Origin of the sequence: Corynebacterium sp. Marseille-P4321 (assembly GCF_903645305.1) — a bacterium.
In the GTDB taxonomy this organism is placed as follows: Bacteria; Actinomycetota; Actinomycetes; order Mycobacteriales; family Mycobacteriaceae; genus Corynebacterium.
Genome location: NZ_CAHJXO010000001.1, coordinates 388340 through 406041, shown reverse-complemented (window position 1 = coordinate 406041; position 17702 = coordinate 388340). Strand labels below are relative to the sequence as shown.

Genomic DNA, 17702 nt, shown 5'->3' with positions numbered 1-17702 from the left:
AGCGAACTAGCAGGGGTCTACGTACTCGCTTCGGTTACTCAGCACGCGCCCGTTGCCGCCCTGGGCGGCCTTCGCGGCGCACATTCCGTCCACGTCGGAGCCGAAGTCGAGGTACACGGGGTAGATGTCGTTGCCGTCCAGCTGCGCGCGGAGCGACGGGCAGTGCCCCGGCGCCATGAAGCGACGCGGCTTGCCACTCGGGTCCGCGAACATCACCAGGTCCGCGATGCGGTTGATGGTGTCACTGCGGTCGCCGTAATCGATGATCGAGTCCAGAATCAGGATGTTTCGCCCGTCGCACGCCGGCGTAGAGACTTCCTCCACCCACTCGCCGCGCCCGGCGGCATCGATGTAGCGGCCAGTGTTCAGGCCGGTATTTGGTGCGGTGCTAGAGCTCGGGCTCGGGCTTGCGCTTGTCGACGACTCCTTGGCCGACGTGGTTTCCTCGGCCTTCGTTGCCGGTTTCTTCGCCTGCGTGGCAGACGACTCCGTGGCCGACGCCTCCGCCTCCGCCGACGCCGACGTCACCGACGTAAACACCGGCTGCGCCTGCTCTGCCAGCTCGTCCCCCTCGGTGCCGCAACCGGCTACCGTTGCCGCGGTTGCGAGTGCGGCCGCGGCGATTACAACACCCCGCTTCACTTACGCCTCCGGCTTCACCATCGGGAAGAGCACGGTCTCGCGGATGCCCAGGCCGGTCAGTGCCATCAGCAGGCGGTCGACGCCCATGCCGCAGCCGGCTGTCGGGGGCATGCCCTGCTCCATGGCGGCGAGGAAGTCCTCGTCGAGCACCATCGCCTCGTCGTCGCCGGCGCTGGCCAAGCGCGCCTGGTCCTCGAAGCGCTCGCGCTGGATCACCGGGTCAACCAGCTCCGAGTAGCCGGTGGCCAGCTCGAAGCCGCGGACGTAGAGGTCCCACTTCTCGGTCACGCCGGGCTTCTCGCGGTGGTCGCGGGTCAGCGGGGAGGTCTCAACCGGGAAGTTGATCACAAACGTCGGCTCGTAAAGCTGGTCGGAGCACAGTTCTTCCCAGATCTCCTCCACCAGCTTGCCGTGCAGCCAGCCGGCGTTCTCCGGCACCTTCAGGCCGATCGCCTCGGCGATGCCCTTGAGCTCCTCCACCGAGGAATCCACGGTGACCTCAGGCTGGCCGGGGAACTTGCGCTGCAGCGCCTCGTTCAGGCTCGGGTACATCTCCAGCACCTGCCACTCGCCGGAGAAGTCGTACGTGGAACCGTCGGGAAGCTCGACCTGCTCCGAGCCGAACACCTCGCGCGCGCAGAACTGCACGAGCCCCTTCATCATCTCGGCGCCGTCTTTGTAGGTGCCCCACGCCTGGTACGTCTCCAGCATGGTGAACTCCGGCGAGTGCGAGGAATCCACGCCCTCGTTGCGGAAGTTACGGTTGATCTCAAAGACGCGCTCAATGCCGCCGACGACCGCGCGCTTCAGGTACAGCTCCGGGGCGATGCGCAGGTACAGGTCGATGTCCAGAGCGTTGGAGCGGGTGACGAACGGCCGCGCAGCCGCGCCGCCGTGCAGCGTCTGCAGCATCGGGGTCTCAATCTCCACGAAATCCAGCCCCGTGAGGTACTTGCGCACCGCCGCGATCACCTTGATGCGCGTCATTGCGTTCTTGCGTGCATCCTCGCGCATGATCAGGTCGGTGTAGCGGCGGCGCACACGCTGCTCTTCGTTCATGTCCGCGAACGCCACAGGCAGCGGGGAGAGCGCCTTCGACGCCATGTGCCAGGACTGCGCCATGACGGAGAGCTCGCCGCGCTTCGAGCAGATCACGCGCCCGCGCACGGAGACGATATCGCCCAGGTCGGTGTCGGCCTTCCACTGCGCCAGCGCTTCCTCGCCCACCTCGGCGAGCGAGAGCATGACCTGCAGCTGGGTGCCGTCGCCTTCCTGCAGGGTGGCGAAGCAGAGTTTGCCGGTGTTGCGCTGGAACATGATGCGCCCGGCAACCGCGACAATATCCTGGGTCTCATCCCCCGCCTCGAGGGCGCCGTCGTACTTCGCGCGCAGCTCGCGGAGCGACACGGTACGGTCGACTTCTACGGGGTAGGCGTCGCGCCCTTCGTCGATAAGCCTTTGCCGCTTCTCGCGGCGGATGGTTTGCTGCTCTGAAAGATCCTGCGTACTCACGCCGAGTAAGCTTAGCTTACTCACACACCGGCAGGTCGAGACGCTGGTTCTCAGACTCGAAGCCGTTGATGATGAACAGGTATTCCGGCTTGTCCTGCGGCGTCATCACGAACGCCGGCGGCTGCGCGTCCGGCAGCACATAGGAGTTGATGGTGCACTCGCCGCTGCCCAGCACGGTTGCGTCCTCGGGCCCCGGCACCGCGGCGTCGCGGTCGAACTCGTCGGCGTACTTCACCACGGAAAGCCCGAGGTTTTCGTCGGCGCAGCGGATCTTGCCCTCCTGGTCGGCGTCCGGCGTGCCGTACTCGCACTTCAGGTCCTTCCATCCGTCGAGGCCCTCGCGGCTGGACACGATGTTGGGGTACGTCTCGGCGATCTGCGCCTCCGCGCCCGCCCATTCCTCGCCGCGGTTCGCCCACCAGTACCACAGCGCGCCAAGTGCCACGAGCAGAGCCACCAGAAGCGCAATCACCCATACCCACGGGTTGCGCTGCTTCTTCGCCTCCGTGGGGCGCGCGTATTGGCCGTCCGGGCCGTACGCGTAGGGCTCCGGCGGCTTGCGGTAGCCGTCCTCCGGGCGCGGGGCGACAGCGGAGGCTTCGGGCACATGCTTATCGACGGGCTCCGCCCCCAACACCTCCGCACACGTTTTCACGCCGTCCCGCGGCGGCTGGCCCGTCATGAGCGAGACCACCGCTGCGAACTTCTGCACGTTCGCTGCCGCGATATCCAGCTCCCCCACCTGCGCCGCGGCGTCCAGGCTCGGGCCCACAAGCGTCATCTTCACCGGCGTGGTGGACCACTGCGGCTGCACCAAGAGGCGCTCCGGCGACAGCGAGCGGGTGACAAAGCCGGACAGGCCCTTCAAGTCGTAATCATCCACCGCTTCCGCGATGGGGCCCAGCAGCGCCTGCACCTCGTCCGGGGTAAACGTGGGCCCCTTTTGCTCGATGAGCTCGGCTAGCGGGGTGCCCGTGGGCGCCTCGCGCAGCACGAACAGCTGGTTGTCGCCGGTGGTGCCCACGCTGCGCGGCTGGAACGCCCCCGGGTGCGCCGCGAGCGCCAAGCGCTGGTTCAGCGTGTTCACGTCCTCCGACACCGAGCCGTCCACCGGCGCGTCGAAGACCTCCACCTCAACCGCGTGGCCTTTATCGTCGGCAGCGGTGTACAGCGTGGAGGTTTCAGTGCGCCCGGTTTCTTGCACCTGGTCGGCGGTAAACGAAAACCCGAAGCGTTCGGCGAGCAGATCGGCGATGGGGGCTGCAGACATGGTTAAGCAGTCTACCCGCTCGCCCTACTCGATGTTCTTGAAGCCGATCCCCAGCGGCAGCCCCACGTTGTCAATCAGGCGCACCCCGCCGACGTGCACAGCGGCGAGTAGCCGGGCGTCGCCCTCCGCGGGCGCCGAGCGCATGGCCAGGTCGCGAAGCTCTAAGTATTCCGGTTCAAGCCCCGCGGCGGCGAGCACCCCACGCACCGTCTCCAGCACGGTCTCGGCTCCGTGCTCGGCCGCGTGGGCGCCCGCGGTCAGCGCCGCGGACAGCGCCAGCGCAGCTTCGCGGTCGCCGTCGGCGACGTGCGCGTTGCGCAGCGAGACCGCCAGCCCATCCGGCGTGCGCACCGTGGGCACGCTGTGCAGCTTGACCTCCATGCGCAGCCCAGAGACCGCGTACTGCGTGGCAACCAGCACCTCGAAGTCCTTCTCCCCCAGCACAATATCGGTCGCGTGCGTGGCATTTATGGCGGCAATATGCTTTGCGACGGCACGCTGCACCTCATCCGCGGGCTCCAAAGGGTCCACGCCAGCGTCGATAAGCACCCGCGTGCGCAACTCGCCGTGAAAGACGAGGTCAACCTGCTCGCGCGCGAACACCTCCGGCACCTGCGTGCCGGAGAACGTGACCACCACATACGAGCCGAGCAGCGACTTCGCGGCGCGGATGAGCTCTACGTGGCCTGCGTGGATGTCGGAGCCAACTGGCACCACCACCACACTCTTTCCGATCTTGCGGAACGCGCGACCGTACGTGGCCAACAGCGCCTCGTCGGTAACCACCGTGGCCTGGCCTGGTTCGAATGCCATGTCTCAAGCTCCCTCGTACTTCTCGATTACCCACAACAAGGTATCGGTATCTTGCGCCAACTCCGCACGGCGGCGCTGCAAATCCACGAACAGCCGCCGCACCCCAGCCTTCGGCAGCGCGTTTACGAGTCGCTCAAGGTCGTCCCGGCCAGCTGCGCGGTAGGATGCCGGCGGCGCGGCAAGGAACGCGTCAGCCACCGCGTCGAAATCCGGCAGCACCTTCGCCATCAGCTCGAGGGCGTCGTCGCGCACCGTGGATTCCAGCGCGCGCAATTCCTGGGCGGCCGCGATGGTGGCGCGGTGCGCGTCATCGATACGCAGGCTCGTGCCGCCGACCTCGGCGAGCAGCAGGCCCACCACCGTCTCACCGACCTCGTCAGCGGCGGAGGTGACCCACACGTTAGAGAAAATGTTGTGGGCGCACATGACGATGGCCTGGGCGGTCTCCACGTCGTCGAGAAGCTGCGGGCCCTCTTCGAGCGCGGTGTGCAAGAACATTTGCCGCGGGCGCGCGTACGGGGCGAGCGCGGTAGCGGCTTTGGGGATGGCTTCCGGTGGGCCGTCGAGCAGCACGAGGTCGACGTGGGCGATTAGCCCTGGGTCCCCCTCGACGTCGATGGGACGAACGGTGTGCCCGGCGCGCTCGAGCTCCACCGAAAACGGCGTGGTGCCGAACACCGCGCCCACCATGAGGCGTGGCGGCATTTAGTGCTCCTCTGCGGCGCGGCGGGCGAGCAGCTCCGCCACGGACACAGCACCTTCGCCGCGCTCGTCGCGGCGGCGGCGGCCAGAGCGGGGCTCAGGCTCGGGTGTTGGCGCTGGCTCAGGCTGGGGTGCGGGCTCAGGCTGTGGCGTCGGCTCGGGAGCCGGCGCCGGTTCTGGCTGTGGTGCCGGTTCTGGCTGCGCCTCCTGCTCCGCGGTGCGCTCGCTGATCAGGTCCGACAGCGGGTTGCGCGCGGGCCGCGACGGCTGGGAGCCAAGTCGGCCCGCAATCGCGTCCGAGCTCGGGGCGCCAGAGGGGCGCACCTTCGCAATCCGCACTGTGTCGTCCTTGGAGGGGCCGGCCGCAGGCTCCGGCGCGGGCTCAGGCTCAGACACCGGCTCCGGGGCGGGCTCAGTTTCTGGTTCGGGCGCGGGCGCGGGCTCAGGCTCGCGCACCGCCTCGATCTCCGAGATACGCCGTGCGGAAGCACGCACCGCGGCCGGCTCGTACTCGAAGACCTTGCCGGAGAGTTCCTCCAGCTGCTCGCGCAGCGCGGAGATCTCCTGCTGCAGTTGGCGCAGCGCTTCCATGTCCACGCTCGGTGCGGCGGCGGGCTGTGGTTGGGCGGCCGGGAGTGCGTCGATAGCCTCAAGCACCTCGCGGTCTGCCTGGTAGCGCTGCAGCTGCTCGGCCGCGCGCTGTTCCGCGATGCGGGCCTGCTCGGCGGCGGATTCGCGCTCGCGGCGCACGCGGGCGTTGACGATCAGCCCGGCGGCGCCCGCCCACAGCGCGAAGATCAGCGCGACCTTCAGCGCGTTGGCGGAGTTGGTGAACAGCATCACCACGGTGCCGATCACCGCGACCACAAACGGAAGGATCACCCAAAGGCTGGCGCGGTCTCGGGAGGTGTTTTCGGCACTCATGCCCCACACTTTAGCTGGCGCCTTCTCCCTCGCCGGGTGGCGACACCTCGCACACCTTCTCCAGCGCCAGCCCGGCCACGCACAACACCAGCCCGCCAAGGGTGCCTACGGCCAGCGGCGGCACGTCCTCGGCCGCGGCCGCGAGCACCCCCAGCTTCGGCACCACGTACACCAGCGCGCCGAGGTACGCCCCGCCGCACACCGCGCCAGCCCACGCGCAGGCTTTGCCGAAGACCATGAAGTTCGCCACCATCATGGGGTTGAGCTGCGTCCGATCCAGCCCGATCTTGCCTTCGTCGCGCCGCTTCTTCACCACCCACGCGATCCACCCGGCGACCGCCGCAATCACCCACAGCGACAGCGGCACCACCATGTTCAGCGATTCCAGCAGCCAGTAAAACCGCCGCACCAGGATCACCGCGGCTGCGGCGAAGAATCCGGCGGCGATGATGAGGCCGTCGATAGGCGTGCGCTTCACAGCTTGCGCACCCCCTGGTCCTCCAACTCATCGAGCACATTGCTTATCGACGCGCCCCCCAACCGCGCCCCCGGATCAATCTCCGCCCAGGGCTCCAGCACGAAGCGCCGCAGATGCGCGCGCGGGTGCGGGACGGTGAGCTCCGGATCATCCGACTCGTAGCCTTCGATCCACACGATGTCCACGTCCAAGGTGCGCGGGCCCCAGCGGCGCTCGCGGACCCGGTCGGCGCGGCCCTCCAGGTCCTGGCAGCGGGCTAAGAGTTCTTTGGGGGACGCGGCGACGTCGATAAGCAATGCCTGATTCAAAAAGTCCGGCTGATCCGTCACACCCCACGGCGCGGTGGCGTAGATCGAGCTTTGCGCGACGAGCTCGTCGGCGAATTCGTCCACCACCGACTGCAGGTGGGCGCGCGCGTCGCCCATGTTGGAGCCTGTGGAGAGCACCGCGCGCATCGGATCACATCCTCTTCCGCGAGCGGCGGGCAACCACCGCGACGTCGTCGAACACCGCCGGGATCGGCGCGTGCGGCTTGTGCAGCGTGACCTCCACAGCGTGCAGCGCGTCGAAGCGGCGCATGGCGGTCTCGGCGACCTCAACCGCAACCGTCTCGATGAGCTGGCGCGGAGTGCCCGCCGCGATGTCGAGGGCCAGTTGCGCCAGCTCGGCGTAGTTCACCGTCTGCGTTAGGTCGTCGCTATCGTTGAACTCCAGCCAGCACACGATGTCCAGCGAAAAGGACTGGCCAAACTCGGTCTCGTGCGCGAGCACCCCGTGGTTGGCGTGGAACGTAAGCCCTTTGAGTTCAATGCGGTCAGCCATTGCGCCACCTCGCCGCCACGTCCACGGCGTCGCGCGAGACAGCCACCTCGTGGACGCGCACGCACCACGCCCCCATGTGCGCGGCGAGCGCGGTGACGGCGGCGGTGGCCGGGTCGGCGTCGATAGGCGTGTGCTCCATCCCGCGCGACTCGCGCACCGCCATGAGGAAGCGCTTGCGGCTCGCACCCACTAGCACCGGGAACTCGCCCGCGACGAACTCGGGCAGGGCGTTGAGAAGCGCCCAGTTGTCCTCCGCGGTCTTCGCGAAGCCTAAGCCCGGGTCGAGCGTGATCTGCTCTTTCGCCACGCCCGCGCGCATCGCATTATCGACGAGCTCCGCCAACACCGCCCGCACATCCGCCACCACGTCTCCCCCGTGGTCCGCCGCGCCCGAGGCGTCGCCGAACGCGGCCGCGCGCCAATGCATGAGGCACACCGGCAGGCCCGTTTCCGCCATGACGTTGTACATGTTCTCGTCCGCGAGCCCGCCGGAGACGTCGTTGATCAGGTCCACGCCTTCCTCCGCCGCGGCGAGCGCGGTGGCGGCGCGCATCGTGTCCACGGAGGTGCGGATGCCCTCCTCGTGCAGGGCGCGGATCACCGGGCGGACGCGCTGCGCCTCCAGCTCTGCCGGCACGCGGGTGGCGCCGGGGCGGGTGGATTCCGCGCCCACGTCGATAATGTCCGCGCCCTGGCGCACCAATTCGCGCGCGTGCGCGATCGCGTTGTCGGTGTCGACGTACTTTCCGCCGTCCGAAAACGAATCCACCGTGACGTTGACGATGCCCATCACCGTCGTGCGCCCCGGCACCGTCAGCTCCGCGACCGTGGTCATGCCCCGCCTACCCCCTGATCAGGCTCAAGACTTCGGCGCGCGAGGCCGCGTTGTTCTGGAAGCCCCCGCGCACCGCGGAGGTTGTGGTGGTGGCCCCCGGCTTACGGATGCCGCGCATCGCCATGCACAGGTGCTCGCATTCAATGACCACAATCACGGCAGAAGCATCAAGCTTCTCGACGATCGCGTCCGCCACCTGACCCGTCAACCTCTCCTGCACCTGTGGCCGGCGCGCGTACATGTCCACCAGGCGCGCCAACTTGGAAAGCCCCGTGACCTTCCCGTCCGGGCCCGGGATGTAGCCGATGTGCGCCTTGCCGTAGAACGGCACCAAGTGGTGTTCGCACGTGGAGTAGATCGGGATATCGCGCACCAACACCAGCTCGCGGTGGTTCTCCGCGAACGACTTGTCCAGCACCTCGGTCGGGTCCGTGTGCAGGCCCGCAAAGACCTCCTCGTAGGCGCGCGCCACACGCGCCGGCGTTTCCACCAGGCCCTCGCGGTCCGGGTCCTCGCCCACCGCGATGAGCAGCTCACGCACCGCGGCCTCTGCGCGCTCGCGGTCGAAGTGGTTACCTGCTTCAGTCATCGTCTTCCACCTTCCTGTGCTTCGGCAGTTGCGTGGTCTCGCCCTCCGGGTCCGGCATCGGTGGTTCCTTAGCCGGGGTGGTCTCCGGCTCCGGCCCGCGCGCGGCGTGGTCCGGGCGCTCGTGCTCCGGCAGGCGGAACCCGATCTGCTCCTCCGGCTGCGCCGGGTAATTCTGGGTGCCGGGGTGTGCCTGCTGGCCCGGGTTCGGGTCCTGCTGCTCCTGGCTTGGGCCCTGCTGCTGGCCCGGGTTCGGGTCCTGTTGCTGGCCCGGGTAGCTCCACCCCTGCGGCGGCTTCGGCCCGCCGTACTCCGGGTGCTTGTTCGCCTTCGGTGGCTGCCAGCGCGACGAGCCCTTCGCGGTGCCTTGTTGCTGCGCCTCGCGCTCCTTGCGGCGGCGCTCGCGCGTCGCCTGCGACGCCTCCAGGATGGAGAACCGCTTCGGCGGCTCCTCGCCACGCTCCTTCGCGATCTCCACCGGCGTCTTCACCGGCTCCCGGCCCGCCTGGCGGCCGAAGCGCTCGTCGTGCGCCGGCAGCTCCGGGCGCACCGGCTCGATGCCTTCGAACAGTGCCTCCAAATCGGGGCGGCGCAGCGTTTCCTTCTCCAGCAGCTTGGAGGCAAGCGCGTCCAACTCGTCGCGGTACTTCTCAAGGTTGGAGTACGCGACCTTGTGCGCTTCGTCGAGAAGCCATTGCATCTCCTCGTCGATCTTCGCCGCAACCGCCGGCGAATACTCCAGCGCGCCGCCCCCGCCGCGGCCGGAGAACGGATCGCCCTGCTCCTGGCCGTACTTCACCGGGCCGAGCGCTGAGGTCATGCCGTACTCGGTGACCATCGCGCGGGCGATCTTCGTCGCCTGCTCGATATCGTTGGACGCACCCGTAGTCGGCGCGCCGAAGACGAGTTCCTCCGCGCTGCGGCCGCCCATCGCGAACACCATGCGGGCGAACAGCTCGTCGCGGTTGTACATGCCCTTGTCGTCCTCGTCCGCCGTCATGGCGAAGCCGCCGGTACGCCCGCGGGCGAGGATGGTCACCTTGTACACGCGCTCGATGTCTTTCAGTGCCCAAGCCGACAAGGTGTGGCCGCCCTCATGGTAGGCGGTGACCTTCTTCTCCTGCTCGGAGATCACCTTCGTGGAGCGGCGCGGGCCACCGATCACGCGGTCGGTCGCCTCCTCCAGCGCGTCGGCGGTGATGACGTTGCCGCCGATACGCGCGGTGAGCAGCGCCGCCTCGTTCAGCACGTTCGCCAGGTCCGCACCACTCATGCCGGCGGTGCGTTTCGCCAGGGCGTCGAGCGAGACGTCGTCGGCAAGCGGCTTGTTCTTCGCGTGCACCTTCAGAATCTGCGCGCGGCCGGCGAGGTCCGGATTCGTCACCGGAATCTGGCGATCGAAGCGGCCGGGGCGCAGCAGCGCCGGGTCCAGGATGTCCGGGCGGTTCGTCGCGGCGATAAGGATTACGCCCTCGCGGCCGTCGAAGCCGTCCATCTCCACCAGCAGCTGGTTCAGCGTCTGCTCACGCTCGTCGTGGCCGCCGCCCATGCCGGAGCCGCGCTGGCGACCCACCGCGTCGATCTCGTCGACGAAGATGATGCACGGCGCGTTCTCGCGGGCCGTCTTGAACAGGTCACGCACGCGCGAGGCACCCACACCGACGAACATCTCCACGAAGTCCGAACCGGAAATGGTGTAGAACGGCACACCCGCCTCACCCGCAACCGCGCGGGCGAGCAACGTCTTACCGGTGCCCGGCGGGCCGTAAAGCAGCACACCGCGCGGGATCTTCGCGCCGAGTTTCTCATACGCGCTCGGGTCGGTGAGGAAGTCCACCACCTCGTGCAGCTCATCCACCGCCTCGTCGGCACCAGCGACGTCCGCGAACGTGTTCGTCGGATTGTCCTTCGTCAGCTGCTTCGCCTTCGAGCCGCCGATGCCGAACATGCCGCCGCCCGCCTGCATGCGGTACATGAAGAAGAACAACAGGCCGAAGATGAGGACCATCGGCAGCATGAAGCCCAACATGGACATCAGGAACGAATCCTGCGTCACGTTCGTCTCGTAGCTCTCCGCGTTCGAGTCCCGCACCGCCTTGAAGATTTCCGGCGAAGTGCGGGCCGGGTACTGGGCGGAGATGGATTCCACGCCCTCGCGCTCGTCGACAGTGATCGGCTCGCGCAGATCAATACGGACGCGTTGCTCCCGATCGTCGATCTGCACTTCTTCCGCGTTACCGTCGTTAAGCTGCTGCATTGCAACCGACGTGTCCACGTGCTGGTACGCGCGAGAATCGTCCCCAATCAGCGTAAGCAAATAGAGGACGATCAATGCGATGGCGGCAATCGAGCCCCACCGCAACACATTATTGTTTTTGCTCATAAACCCTTGAAAGAACTCTAGAAAGAACTCTAGAAAGCTAGTTCTGGCCCGAATACACGCGCGGGTGCAACGTGCCCACGTACGGCAGGTCACGATACCGCTCGGCGTAGTCCAACCCGTAACCGATCACGAACTCATTCGGGATGTCGAAACCGATATCCAGCAGATCGATCTTCGCCGTCTGCACCTCCGGCTTACGCAGCAGCGTAACCACCTCAAGCGACTTCGGGCCGCGACCTTTAAGGTTCCTCAACAGCCACGACAGCGTCAGACCCGAATCAATGATGTCCTCCACCACCAACACATCGCGGCCCGCAATCTCCTTATCCAGGTCTTTCAGAATGCGCACCACGCCCGAGCTGGTCGTCGAGTTCCCGTACGAAGAGACCGCCATGAACTCCATCTCCGCCGGAATGGACAGCTTGCGGGCAAAATCCGTGAGGAACAGCACCGCGCCCTTGAGCACGCACACCAAAATGAGGTCTTCCTCGGTGTCCTTGTACTTCTCCGAGACCATATCGGCCAGCTCCTGGATGCGTGCCTGCAGCGCATCTTCGCTGATCAGGATAGCCTCCACGTCCTCCCCGTAGCGGTTCGGCGGAACGTTGAAATCCTTGGTGTCGTGCAGCTCGGTCATCGGGTGGGTTCCTTCGTCTTGTTCACCTGCGCGTAACTTGCCCCATCTTGCCACCTTTCGGTTGAGTGGGACAACCAATCGGGAGGTCGTGGGGTATCGGCTCTGCAGGCGTTGGCAGCCAGCCGCGATTCCGCAGGGCGGGGGGCGGCCCAGAACCGCATTCATGGTGCTGGGTTGGGTGGCCGCGGCCAATCGCGGAAGTCGTAAGTTGACGTCGAATTCGCCGTTCAAACAGCGGGCGGGAGGAGCGGAGGGAGCGGGCGCGGCCGGTCTCACCGCAGCCGAAGCTGCCCTCCCTCGCGCACGACCACCCGGCCGCCGGCCACGTCGACCGGCCCTTGGCCGTGCCAGTTCGTCACCAGGGCGTCGATCGCGGCGAGCTGGTCGCCCTGGACTGGCACGTTGTTGTCGTGGAGCCAGCTTGCTAATCGACGGCTCCGCACCACCGCCTCGTCTCGGAGAAGTTCCGCGCAGTCAGTCGTCGGCGCGAGCTGCGCCTGAGCGGCGATGAACGCCTCATCAGCGGCAATGCGGTCTGCGGCCGCAGCCAAGGCCGGCACAGCGTCGCCCCCGAGCAGCTCACTGAGCGCCGGGACGATCTGCGTGCGCACAGCCACCCGCCGAAACGCAGGATCCGAGTTCATCGGGTCGTGCCACGGCTCGATGGCGAGCTCCTCGCAGGCCCCGGCGGTGTCGGCGCGGCGCACGCCGAGCAGCGGGCGCACAAGTCGCCCGGCGCGCGGGGCCATACCCGCAGGATTGCCGCGCAGGGCGCCGAGCAGAAACGTCTCCGCCTGGTCGTCGGCGGTGTGGGCGACCCACACGTCGGCGCCCTGGTACCGGTCGGCCGCGGCGAAAAGCGCAGCGTACCGCGCTTCGCGGGCGGCGGCCTCCACGTTGCCTTCGGGCACCTCCACCGCGACGACCTCCGCCGCGAGACCAAAACTGCGGACCTGGTCAGCCGCGCGCTGGGCAACCGCAGCCGAGCCTTCCTGGAGTTGGTGGTCCACCACCACGGCGCGCGCATCCACCCCTTCGGCGGCAGCGGCCGCGGCGAGCGCCAACGAGTCCGCGCCGCCGGAGACACCAATCACCACCGGGCCAGCGGCGCACGAATGCGCCGCCCGCGCCTCCCGTGCCGCGGATACCGCACGCACCGCGCGGCGGCACTTCAGGAAGTGCGGGGAGCGGCGCGGCCAGAACGGTTCCGTTGGCGTGCCCATCACAACCATCACAACCCCTGCCCTAGAACTGCCGCAGGGCGGAGGTGAACTCGTCCATGCCGCGGCGCGCCTCGAGCACGTCGGCGTCGTTGCAGATCAGCGCGAACGTGTACACGTTGCCGTTTACGCTGGTCACGGTGCCAGCGAGCGCGGCCGTACCGTCGAGTGTGCCGGTCTTCGCGCGCACCCAGCCGCGGCCGGGCAGGTCTTCGTAACGGTCCACCAGCGTGCCCTCGCCAGCGGCGACCGGCAGGGTGGAAAGCAGGGGTCGCAGGGTGGGTTCGGCGGCGGCGTTGGCAAGGATGGCGTCGATAAGCTGCGGCGGAATGCGGTTCAACGTGGACAGGCCGGAGTTGTCGGCGAGCGTCACCCCGGCGGCGTCGAAGCCGTGCTCGCCGAGAATCGTCAGCGTCGCGGCGGGCGCGTCCTGGGTGCCCCGCGAAAGGGCGACCTCGCGGCCGATGGCTTCGGCGTAGACGTTGTCGGACTGCTTCATCATCACGTCGAGTCGCTCCACCAGCGTCGGCGACTCCACGGACGCAACGACCTCCGCTTCCGGGGGCGCGTCGGTCTCCCCCACCACAATCGCGCCGACCCGGTCCGCGAGTGCCTGCGCCACATCCAACGCCGGGGTGTGTGAGCGCGGCACGTCGCCGCTGGTGGCGCCGTCGAGGCGCCCGCCGGACAGCATGGCCGGCTGAAGCGGCGCGACGTAGCCGCCGTCAATGTCCACGGGATCCCAGCCGTTAATCATCTCCGGCATGCCGGCCCACGCGGAGGTGTCGATGAACACTTCCTGCGCCTGCCCCACTTGCGCCGCCAGCTCGTCGAGGGCTTCCGCGTCGAGCCACACGTCGCCGGCCGCTTTGATCACCACGCGGTCCGGGTTCACGCCGCGCACCACTTCGGTCGTCACGGTGTCCTCGGCGCCGAGCTGAAGGATTGCGGCGGCCGCGGTGAGCACCTTCGTCACCGACGCCGGCTGGAGGGCCTCCCCCGCCAGGCGGTCGAACACGACGTCCCCGGTGGTGGCGTCGGAGACGCGCGCGTGGAACTCGCCGAGCCCGGGGTTTTCGGCCAGTTGGGTGAGGGTGGCGTGGAGCGCGGAGCCGTCGATGGGCATTGGCTCTGCGGGCTCAAGCGGGAAACCGGCGCTTTCAAGCACGAATGGCGGGTCGTGTTCGATCCGCGAGAGCTCCTGCTGCGCCACAACGCCGAACACCGCCACCCCGCTAACGGCGGCGAGAGCGAGCGCGCCAGCGACCCATGTCCATACCTTCATCGGGCGATAAGCCTAGTCCACGTAAGATGGCGGGCGGATTATCCCCGAAAAGAAGGAGTCACCATGTCTATTGAGGTCATCATCGAGATCCCGAAGGGTTCCCGCAACAAGTACGAGGTAGACCACGAAACTGGTCGCATCTTCCTCGACCGTTACCTGTTCACCCCGATGGCCTACCCGGCTGACTACGGCTTCATCGACAACACGCTTGCTGACGACGGCGATCCGCTCGACGCCCTCGTCATCTGCCCGGAGCCTGTGTTCCCTGGCGTGACCGTGATTGCTCGTCCGGTCGGCGTGTTCAAAATGACCGATGAGGCTGGCGGTGACGACAAGCTGCTCTGCGTCATCGACGACGTGCGCTACGAGAACTACAAGGACATCTCGGACGTTTCCGACTTTGTGAAGGACGAGATCGAGCACTTCTTCGTGCACTACAAGGATCTCGAGCCGAACAAGGAGGTCACCGGTTCGGGTTGGGGCGACCGCGCCGAGGCGGAGAAGATCCTGCAGGCTGCGCTGGATGAGTACGAGCGCGTCGGCGACAACTCCCGAGAGGGTCTCGAGGACGAGAAGGAAGAAAAGACCGTCAATTAGGGGCTTTTCGCTTATCGACGTCCTCCCGGTGCCCTCCGCCCGCCCGTAAGCGAGCCGCGGCGCACTGGGTGGCTCGTACCGGCTCACATCGGCTCACATCTGTGCGCGGCCACTGTCGCGGGCCGATACACACTCGAAAAACGGAAACTCGCAACTATTTTCGTGTTTCCGTTTTTCTATGCATTTTCCACCATGGATTGCGCTAAATCGCCAGCTCAATGCCCATTTTCATAGCATGCACCTTGGCGCAACGAAGGCGAAATTATTTTCACCGTGCTGCGGGGACTTTACGCAATGCGGCCTAGACGAACTTCGCGACGGCCCAGCCCGACCCAATTACCGCGAGCAACGCGGCAATCACCGACACCGCGATAACAACGGGCGATGTTCCAGACGCCTTTTCCGCCGTTGCGGAAACAGTGGACGTTGCGGACTCCGAAGGCTTCGCGGGTTGCGAAGAGGCGGTCGAAGCTTCCGCGGACTCCGTTGTCTTTTCCGCCGTTGTGGAAACAGTGGACGTTGCGGAACTAACAACCGTCTTCGCAGTGGTGAGCCGCGGCGCAGTCAAGGATGTCACCGGTGCCGGGACGTGAGTCGTGCTCGCTTTAGCGCTCGTGGTCAGAGGTGCCTTCTTCGTCGGTGTCTCGGTGATCGTCGTGACCACCGTCGTGGTTACGGGCGACGGCCCGTCGGCTTCCGTAGTAAACGATTCCGCAACGGAAGTTACCGCAACGGGCGCTTCCGTGATGGCCGGCTCAGCGGTCAGCGTCTCATTTGGGTGCGCGGCACGGTACGCGGCGAGATTGGCTTCGGCGTTTTGGAGCGCCACCCAGGCGTCGTCGGCGGCGCGGTCTGCGGCTTCCCGGTCGATGCCTAGGTTGTCGGCGTCGCGGGCACGTTCGTCGGCCTCGATGTATGCGCGCTCGGCGGCCTCCTTTGCGGCGATCGCTTCCGCGAGGCTGGTCGGCGTGGGGGCTGCCGGGGTCGCTTCGGTCGGAGTTTCGGTCGGAGCTTCGGAGGACGGTTCGGAGGACGGTTCGGGCTGCTCGGTGACGGTGATGATCACCACCGGCGGCTCGGTGGGCGCATCAGTCGGCGCAACCGGCGCGGGCTCCACCGGCGCCGGGGCGAAGGCGGCGAGCACCCCTTCGGCGGCGCGGACTGCGGACTCCGCGTTCGCCACACGCTGGGCCGCGCTGTCCGCTTCGCGCTCGAGGCGAGAACGGTTGTAGAACTTCGCGTTCGCGAGGGCGTGCTCGGCGTCGGCAAGCGCGGCCTTGGCAGCAGCGAGGTTGCGCTCGGCGAGACGCAGTGCCACGCGAGCCTCGTCCTCGGTCTGCGGGTTGGTGTTCACCTGCGGTGGGACGGAAATCGTCGGGGTGGATTCGGAAAGAGAAGGAGCAGGCGCGGGCTTATCGACGCTCGGCTGGACCGGCTGAACCGGCTGAACCGGCTGAACCGGCTGAACCGGCTGAACCGGCGGGACCGGCTGGACCGGCTGAACCGGCTGAACCGGCCGGCCGGCGTACTGCTTGAGGTTGTTGTGCTGGATGAGCACCTGGACGTCGAGCGGCTGCGGCGTGTGGGCGAGCTTGCCGCGGTTGGTGCCGTCCTTCATCAGGGCGCCGTCGCAAGAATGTGCAAGGCCCATGGCGTGGCCGAGCTCGTGGGCGATGGTCATGACCAGGCTGTCGATGTAGCCGTTGCGTAGCATCGCGGGCTCGAGGAGCAGCTGCATGTTGTGTACGTTGCCGGTCACTCGGCCGACGGCACTGCCGAGCGACGCCTCACTCACCGTGACCACCTTGTAGCCCGGCTGGTCGACGAATTCGAAGCGCATCAGCCCGCCGGTGGCCTTCGACCACATGTCGGTGGCCTGGCGGATGTACGGCTTGTAACGCTCGGGGCTGTTGATGCGGAGGGTGTTGCCGTCGATGGCGTTTTCGGCGTCGCTAAGCACAAAGTTCGAAAGGCCAGGGATGGGCTGGCCTAGCTTCGCCGCGGCGGTGGCCGCCTTGCATTCCTTGCCGAGGGGATCAATACGCGCGGCAGCATCAGCGGGGGCGGCTACAACGCCGCTGAACACGGCAGCCGCAGTGGCGGCTGCCAGCAGTTTCCGGTTATTCACCCGCGAGATATTACCAGCCGGAAAATGTTAGACCAGCTGGCGACGGCCGTACGCGAAGGCGGCGGCGCCAAGCACGGAGGCGATAAGCAGGCCCGCGAGTACGCGCATGAGCGTGTTGGAGCCGGTTTCTGCGGCGATGCCGCGGGTCGCGTCGGCTGCGGTGGCGGCGGCAACCTCGGCGGCGCCGGTGACGGCGTTAGCGGTACCCGCAGCGTCGGCGGCCGGGGCCTCGCCCGCGTTGTACTCCACCTCGGCGACGGCGGGAGCTTCGCCGGCGGCGCGGGCGGCCTCGAGGGCTTGGCGGCCAACCTCGGACTCGTTCTCGCGCACGAGCTTCTCAGAGGCGGCGACCTCCTCCGGCGTGGGCATCTCGGCCACGCGTGCCATGTCAGTGATGTAAGTGCGGCCGTCGGCGGTGAGGAAGTAGATCGTGTCGCCAAGGGTGAGCACCGGCGGGAACTTCACGTTGCCACCAGCCGCCGGGGCCGGGTCTGCCGGGTTCACGTCGGAAGGGCCGATCGGCTTTTCCGCCGGAGCTCCCGAGGGAGCGCCCGCCGGAGCAGGCGCGGGGGCGGGGGCCGCTTCAGGCTGGTTGGTGGGTTGGTCGCGGATTACGCCGGCGTCGATAAGCCCTGCGATTGCCGCATTGCCCACCTCGACCGCCCGCTCCTTTTGCCCGGCGTCAAGCTGGGCGTAAGGCTTGGCCGCCTCCTGTAGGTCGCGGACGTAGTGCGTGCGCTCCTCGTTGAGGAAGTAGGTCTCACCGCGCGCGTCGGTGGTCCGCTCGGGCAGATCTTGGGCCGCAGCGGAGGGGATCGCGGCGAACGCGATGGCGCCCGCTGCTGCGGCGGCGAGGATGCGGTTCATG

Annotated in this window: 18 protein-coding genes; 1 reads left to right on the top strand and 17 read right to left on the bottom strand. The window is 67.4% G+C overall.

Features of this window, described 5'->3' with window-relative positions:
• Nucleotides 1-6: 6 nt before the first annotated feature.
• From HWX32_RS01600 to dacB, 15 genes are all read right to left on the bottom strand, one after another.
• On the bottom strand, nucleotides 7-642 hold the full coding sequence (locus HWX32_RS01600) for a hypothetical protein (protein WP_175934471.1): 636 nt from the start codon (nucleotides 640-642) through the stop codon (nucleotides 7-9).
• Nucleotides 643-2154 carry a lysine--tRNA ligase gene (gene lysS / locus HWX32_RS01595; RefSeq protein WP_175934470.1) on the bottom strand — a complete coding sequence of 504 codons (1512 nt, stop codon included), beginning with the start codon at nucleotides 2152-2154 and terminating at the stop codon, nucleotides 643-645.
• Between the two features lie 16 nt (nucleotides 2155-2170).
• On the bottom strand, nucleotides 2171-3424 hold the full coding sequence (locus HWX32_RS01590; RefSeq protein ID WP_175934469.1) for a hypothetical protein: 1254 nt from the start codon (nucleotides 3422-3424) through the stop codon (nucleotides 2171-2173).
• A 24-nt stretch (nucleotides 3425-3448) separates the two neighbouring features.
• A complete protein-coding gene (locus HWX32_RS01585; RefSeq protein WP_175934468.1) occupies nucleotides 3449-4237 on the bottom strand; it encodes a pantoate--beta-alanine ligase in 789 nt (262 codons plus the stop codon).
• Between the two features lie 3 nt (nucleotides 4238-4240).
• Nucleotides 4241-4942 carry a hypothetical protein gene (locus HWX32_RS01580; RefSeq protein WP_175934467.1) on the bottom strand — a complete coding sequence of 234 codons (702 nt, stop codon included), beginning with the start codon at nucleotides 4940-4942 and terminating at the stop codon, nucleotides 4241-4243.
• On the bottom strand, nucleotides 4943-5863 hold the full coding sequence (locus HWX32_RS01575) for a DUF6779 domain-containing protein (protein ID WP_175934466.1): 921 nt from the start codon (nucleotides 5861-5863) through the stop codon (nucleotides 4943-4945).
• A 10-nt stretch (nucleotides 5864-5873) separates the two neighbouring features.
• Nucleotides 5874-6341 (bottom strand): DUF3180 domain-containing protein, encoded by a 468-nt coding sequence (locus tag HWX32_RS01570; protein ID WP_175934465.1) that lies wholly within the window; start codon nucleotides 6339-6341, stop codon nucleotides 5874-5876.
• The gene (gene folK / locus HWX32_RS01565; RefSeq protein WP_175934464.1) at nucleotides 6338-6796 is read right to left on the bottom strand and encodes a 2-amino-4-hydroxy-6-hydroxymethyldihydropteridine diphosphokinase; all 459 of its coding nucleotides are present in this window, start codon (nucleotides 6794-6796) and stop codon (nucleotides 6338-6340) included. Before folK ends, HWX32_RS01570 begins: the two co-directional genes overlap by 4 nt.
• 4 nt (nucleotides 6797-6800) lie before the next feature.
• Entirely contained in the window at nucleotides 6801-7163 is a 363-nt protein-coding gene (gene folB / locus HWX32_RS01560) for a dihydroneopterin aldolase (protein ID WP_175934463.1), read from the bottom strand.
• Entirely contained in the window at nucleotides 7156-7998 is an 843-nt protein-coding gene (folP, locus tag HWX32_RS01555) for a dihydropteroate synthase (protein ID WP_175934462.1), read from the bottom strand. Before folP ends, folB begins: the two co-directional genes overlap by 8 nt.
• Nucleotides 7999-8005: 7 nt before the next feature.
• A complete protein-coding gene (gene folE, locus HWX32_RS01550; RefSeq protein ID WP_175934461.1) occupies nucleotides 8006-8587 on the bottom strand; it encodes a GTP cyclohydrolase I FolE in 582 nt (193 codons plus the stop codon).
• Nucleotides 8580-10967 carry an ATP-dependent zinc metalloprotease FtsH gene (gene ftsH / locus HWX32_RS01545; protein ID WP_175934460.1) on the bottom strand — a complete coding sequence of 796 codons (2388 nt, stop codon included), beginning with the start codon at nucleotides 10965-10967 and terminating at the stop codon, nucleotides 8580-8582. The genes folE and ftsH overlap by 8 nt, the downstream gene beginning before the upstream one ends.
• 37 nt (nucleotides 10968-11004) lie before the next feature.
• Nucleotides 11005-11604, bottom strand: a complete 600-nt coding sequence (gene hpt / locus HWX32_RS01540; protein ID WP_075469207.1) for a hypoxanthine phosphoribosyltransferase — start codon at nucleotides 11602-11604, stop codon at nucleotides 11005-11007.
• 272 nt (nucleotides 11605-11876) lie between these two features.
• The gene (gene tilS, locus HWX32_RS01535; protein ID WP_254868291.1) at nucleotides 11877-12836 is read right to left on the bottom strand and encodes a tRNA lysidine(34) synthetase TilS; all 960 of its coding nucleotides are present in this window, start codon (nucleotides 12834-12836) and stop codon (nucleotides 11877-11879) included.
• Nucleotides 12837-12849: 13 nt separating this feature from the next.
• Nucleotides 12850-14109: a D-alanyl-D-alanine carboxypeptidase/D-alanyl-D-alanine-endopeptidase gene (gene dacB / locus HWX32_RS01530; RefSeq protein ID WP_175934459.1), complete on the bottom strand. Its 1260-nt coding sequence runs from the start codon at nucleotides 14107-14109 to the stop codon at nucleotides 12850-12852.
• Nucleotides 14110-14172: 63 nt separating this feature from the next.
• Between dacB and HWX32_RS01525 the strand changes: the two genes are divergently transcribed.
• A complete protein-coding gene (locus tag HWX32_RS01525) occupies nucleotides 14173-14706 on the top strand; it encodes an inorganic diphosphatase (protein WP_175934458.1) in 534 nt (177 codons plus the stop codon).
• 301 nt (nucleotides 14707-15007) lie between these two features.
• Here the strand turns inward: HWX32_RS01525 and HWX32_RS01520 are convergent, their stop codons facing one another.
• Both HWX32_RS01520 and HWX32_RS01515 read right to left on the bottom strand, forming a co-directional pair.
• The gene (locus tag HWX32_RS01520) at nucleotides 15008-16834 is read right to left on the bottom strand and encodes a hypothetical protein (RefSeq protein WP_175934457.1); all 1827 of its coding nucleotides are present in this window, start codon (nucleotides 16832-16834) and stop codon (nucleotides 15008-15010) included.
• Between the two features lie 27 nt (nucleotides 16835-16861).
• Complete coding sequence (locus HWX32_RS01515; RefSeq protein WP_175934456.1) at nucleotides 16862-17701, bottom strand: hypothetical protein; 840 nt, start codon at nucleotides 17699-17701, stop codon at nucleotides 16862-16864.
• Between the last annotated feature and the right edge of the window lies 1 nt (nucleotide 17702).

What these genes read in the sequence shown, in the direction of transcription:
- HWX32_RS01590 (WP_175934469.1), bottom strand. Translation starts at nt 3,424, where the DNA reads ATGTCTGCAGCCCCCATCGCCGATCTGCTCGCCGAACGCTTCGGGTTT.
- HWX32_RS01585 (WP_175934468.1), bottom strand. Translation starts at nt 4,237, where the DNA reads ATGGCATTCGAACCAGGCCAGGCCACGGTGGTTACCGACGAGGCGCTG.
- HWX32_RS01580 (WP_175934467.1), bottom strand. Translation starts at nt 4,942, where the DNA reads ATGCCGCCACGCCTCATGGTGGGCGCGGTGTTCGGCACCACGCCGTTT.
- HWX32_RS01575 (WP_175934466.1), bottom strand. Translation starts at nt 5,863, where the DNA reads ATGAGTGCCGAAAACACCTCCCGAGACCGCGCCAGCCTTTGGGTGATC.
- folK (WP_175934464.1), bottom strand. Translation starts at nt 6,796, where the DNA reads ATGCGCGCGGTGCTCTCCACAGGCTCCAACATGGGCGACGCGCGCGCC.
- folB (WP_175934463.1), bottom strand. Translation starts at nt 7,163, where the DNA reads ATGGCTGACCGCATTGAACTCAAAGGGCTTACGTTCCACGCCAACCAC.
- folP (WP_175934462.1), bottom strand. Translation starts at nt 7,998, where the DNA reads ATGACCACGGTCGCGGAGCTGACGGTGCCGGGGCGCACGACGGTGATG.
- folE (WP_175934461.1), bottom strand. Translation starts at nt 8,587, where the DNA reads ATGACTGAAGCAGGTAACCACTTCGACCGCGAGCGCGCAGAGGCCGCG.
- ftsH (WP_175934460.1), bottom strand. Translation starts at nt 10,967, where the DNA reads ATGAGCAAAAACAATAATGTGTTGCGGTGGGGCTCGATTGCCGCCATC.
- hpt (WP_075469207.1), bottom strand. Translation starts at nt 11,604, where the DNA reads ATGACCGAGCTGCACGACACCAAGGATTTCAACGTTCCGCCGAACCGC.
- tilS (WP_254868291.1), bottom strand. Translation starts at nt 12,836, where the DNA reads ATGGTTGTGATGGGCACGCCAACGGAACCGTTCTGGCCGCGCCGCTCC.
- dacB (WP_175934459.1), bottom strand. Translation starts at nt 14,109, where the DNA reads ATGAAGGTATGGACATGGGTCGCTGGCGCGCTCGCTCTCGCCGCCGTT.
- HWX32_RS01525 (WP_175934458.1), top strand. Translation starts at nt 14,173, where the DNA reads ATGTCTATTGAGGTCATCATCGAGATCCCGAAGGGTTCCCGCAACAAG.
- HWX32_RS01515 (WP_175934456.1), bottom strand. Translation starts at nt 17,701, where the DNA reads ATGAACCGCATCCTCGCCGCCGCAGCAGCGGGCGCCATCGCGTTCGCC.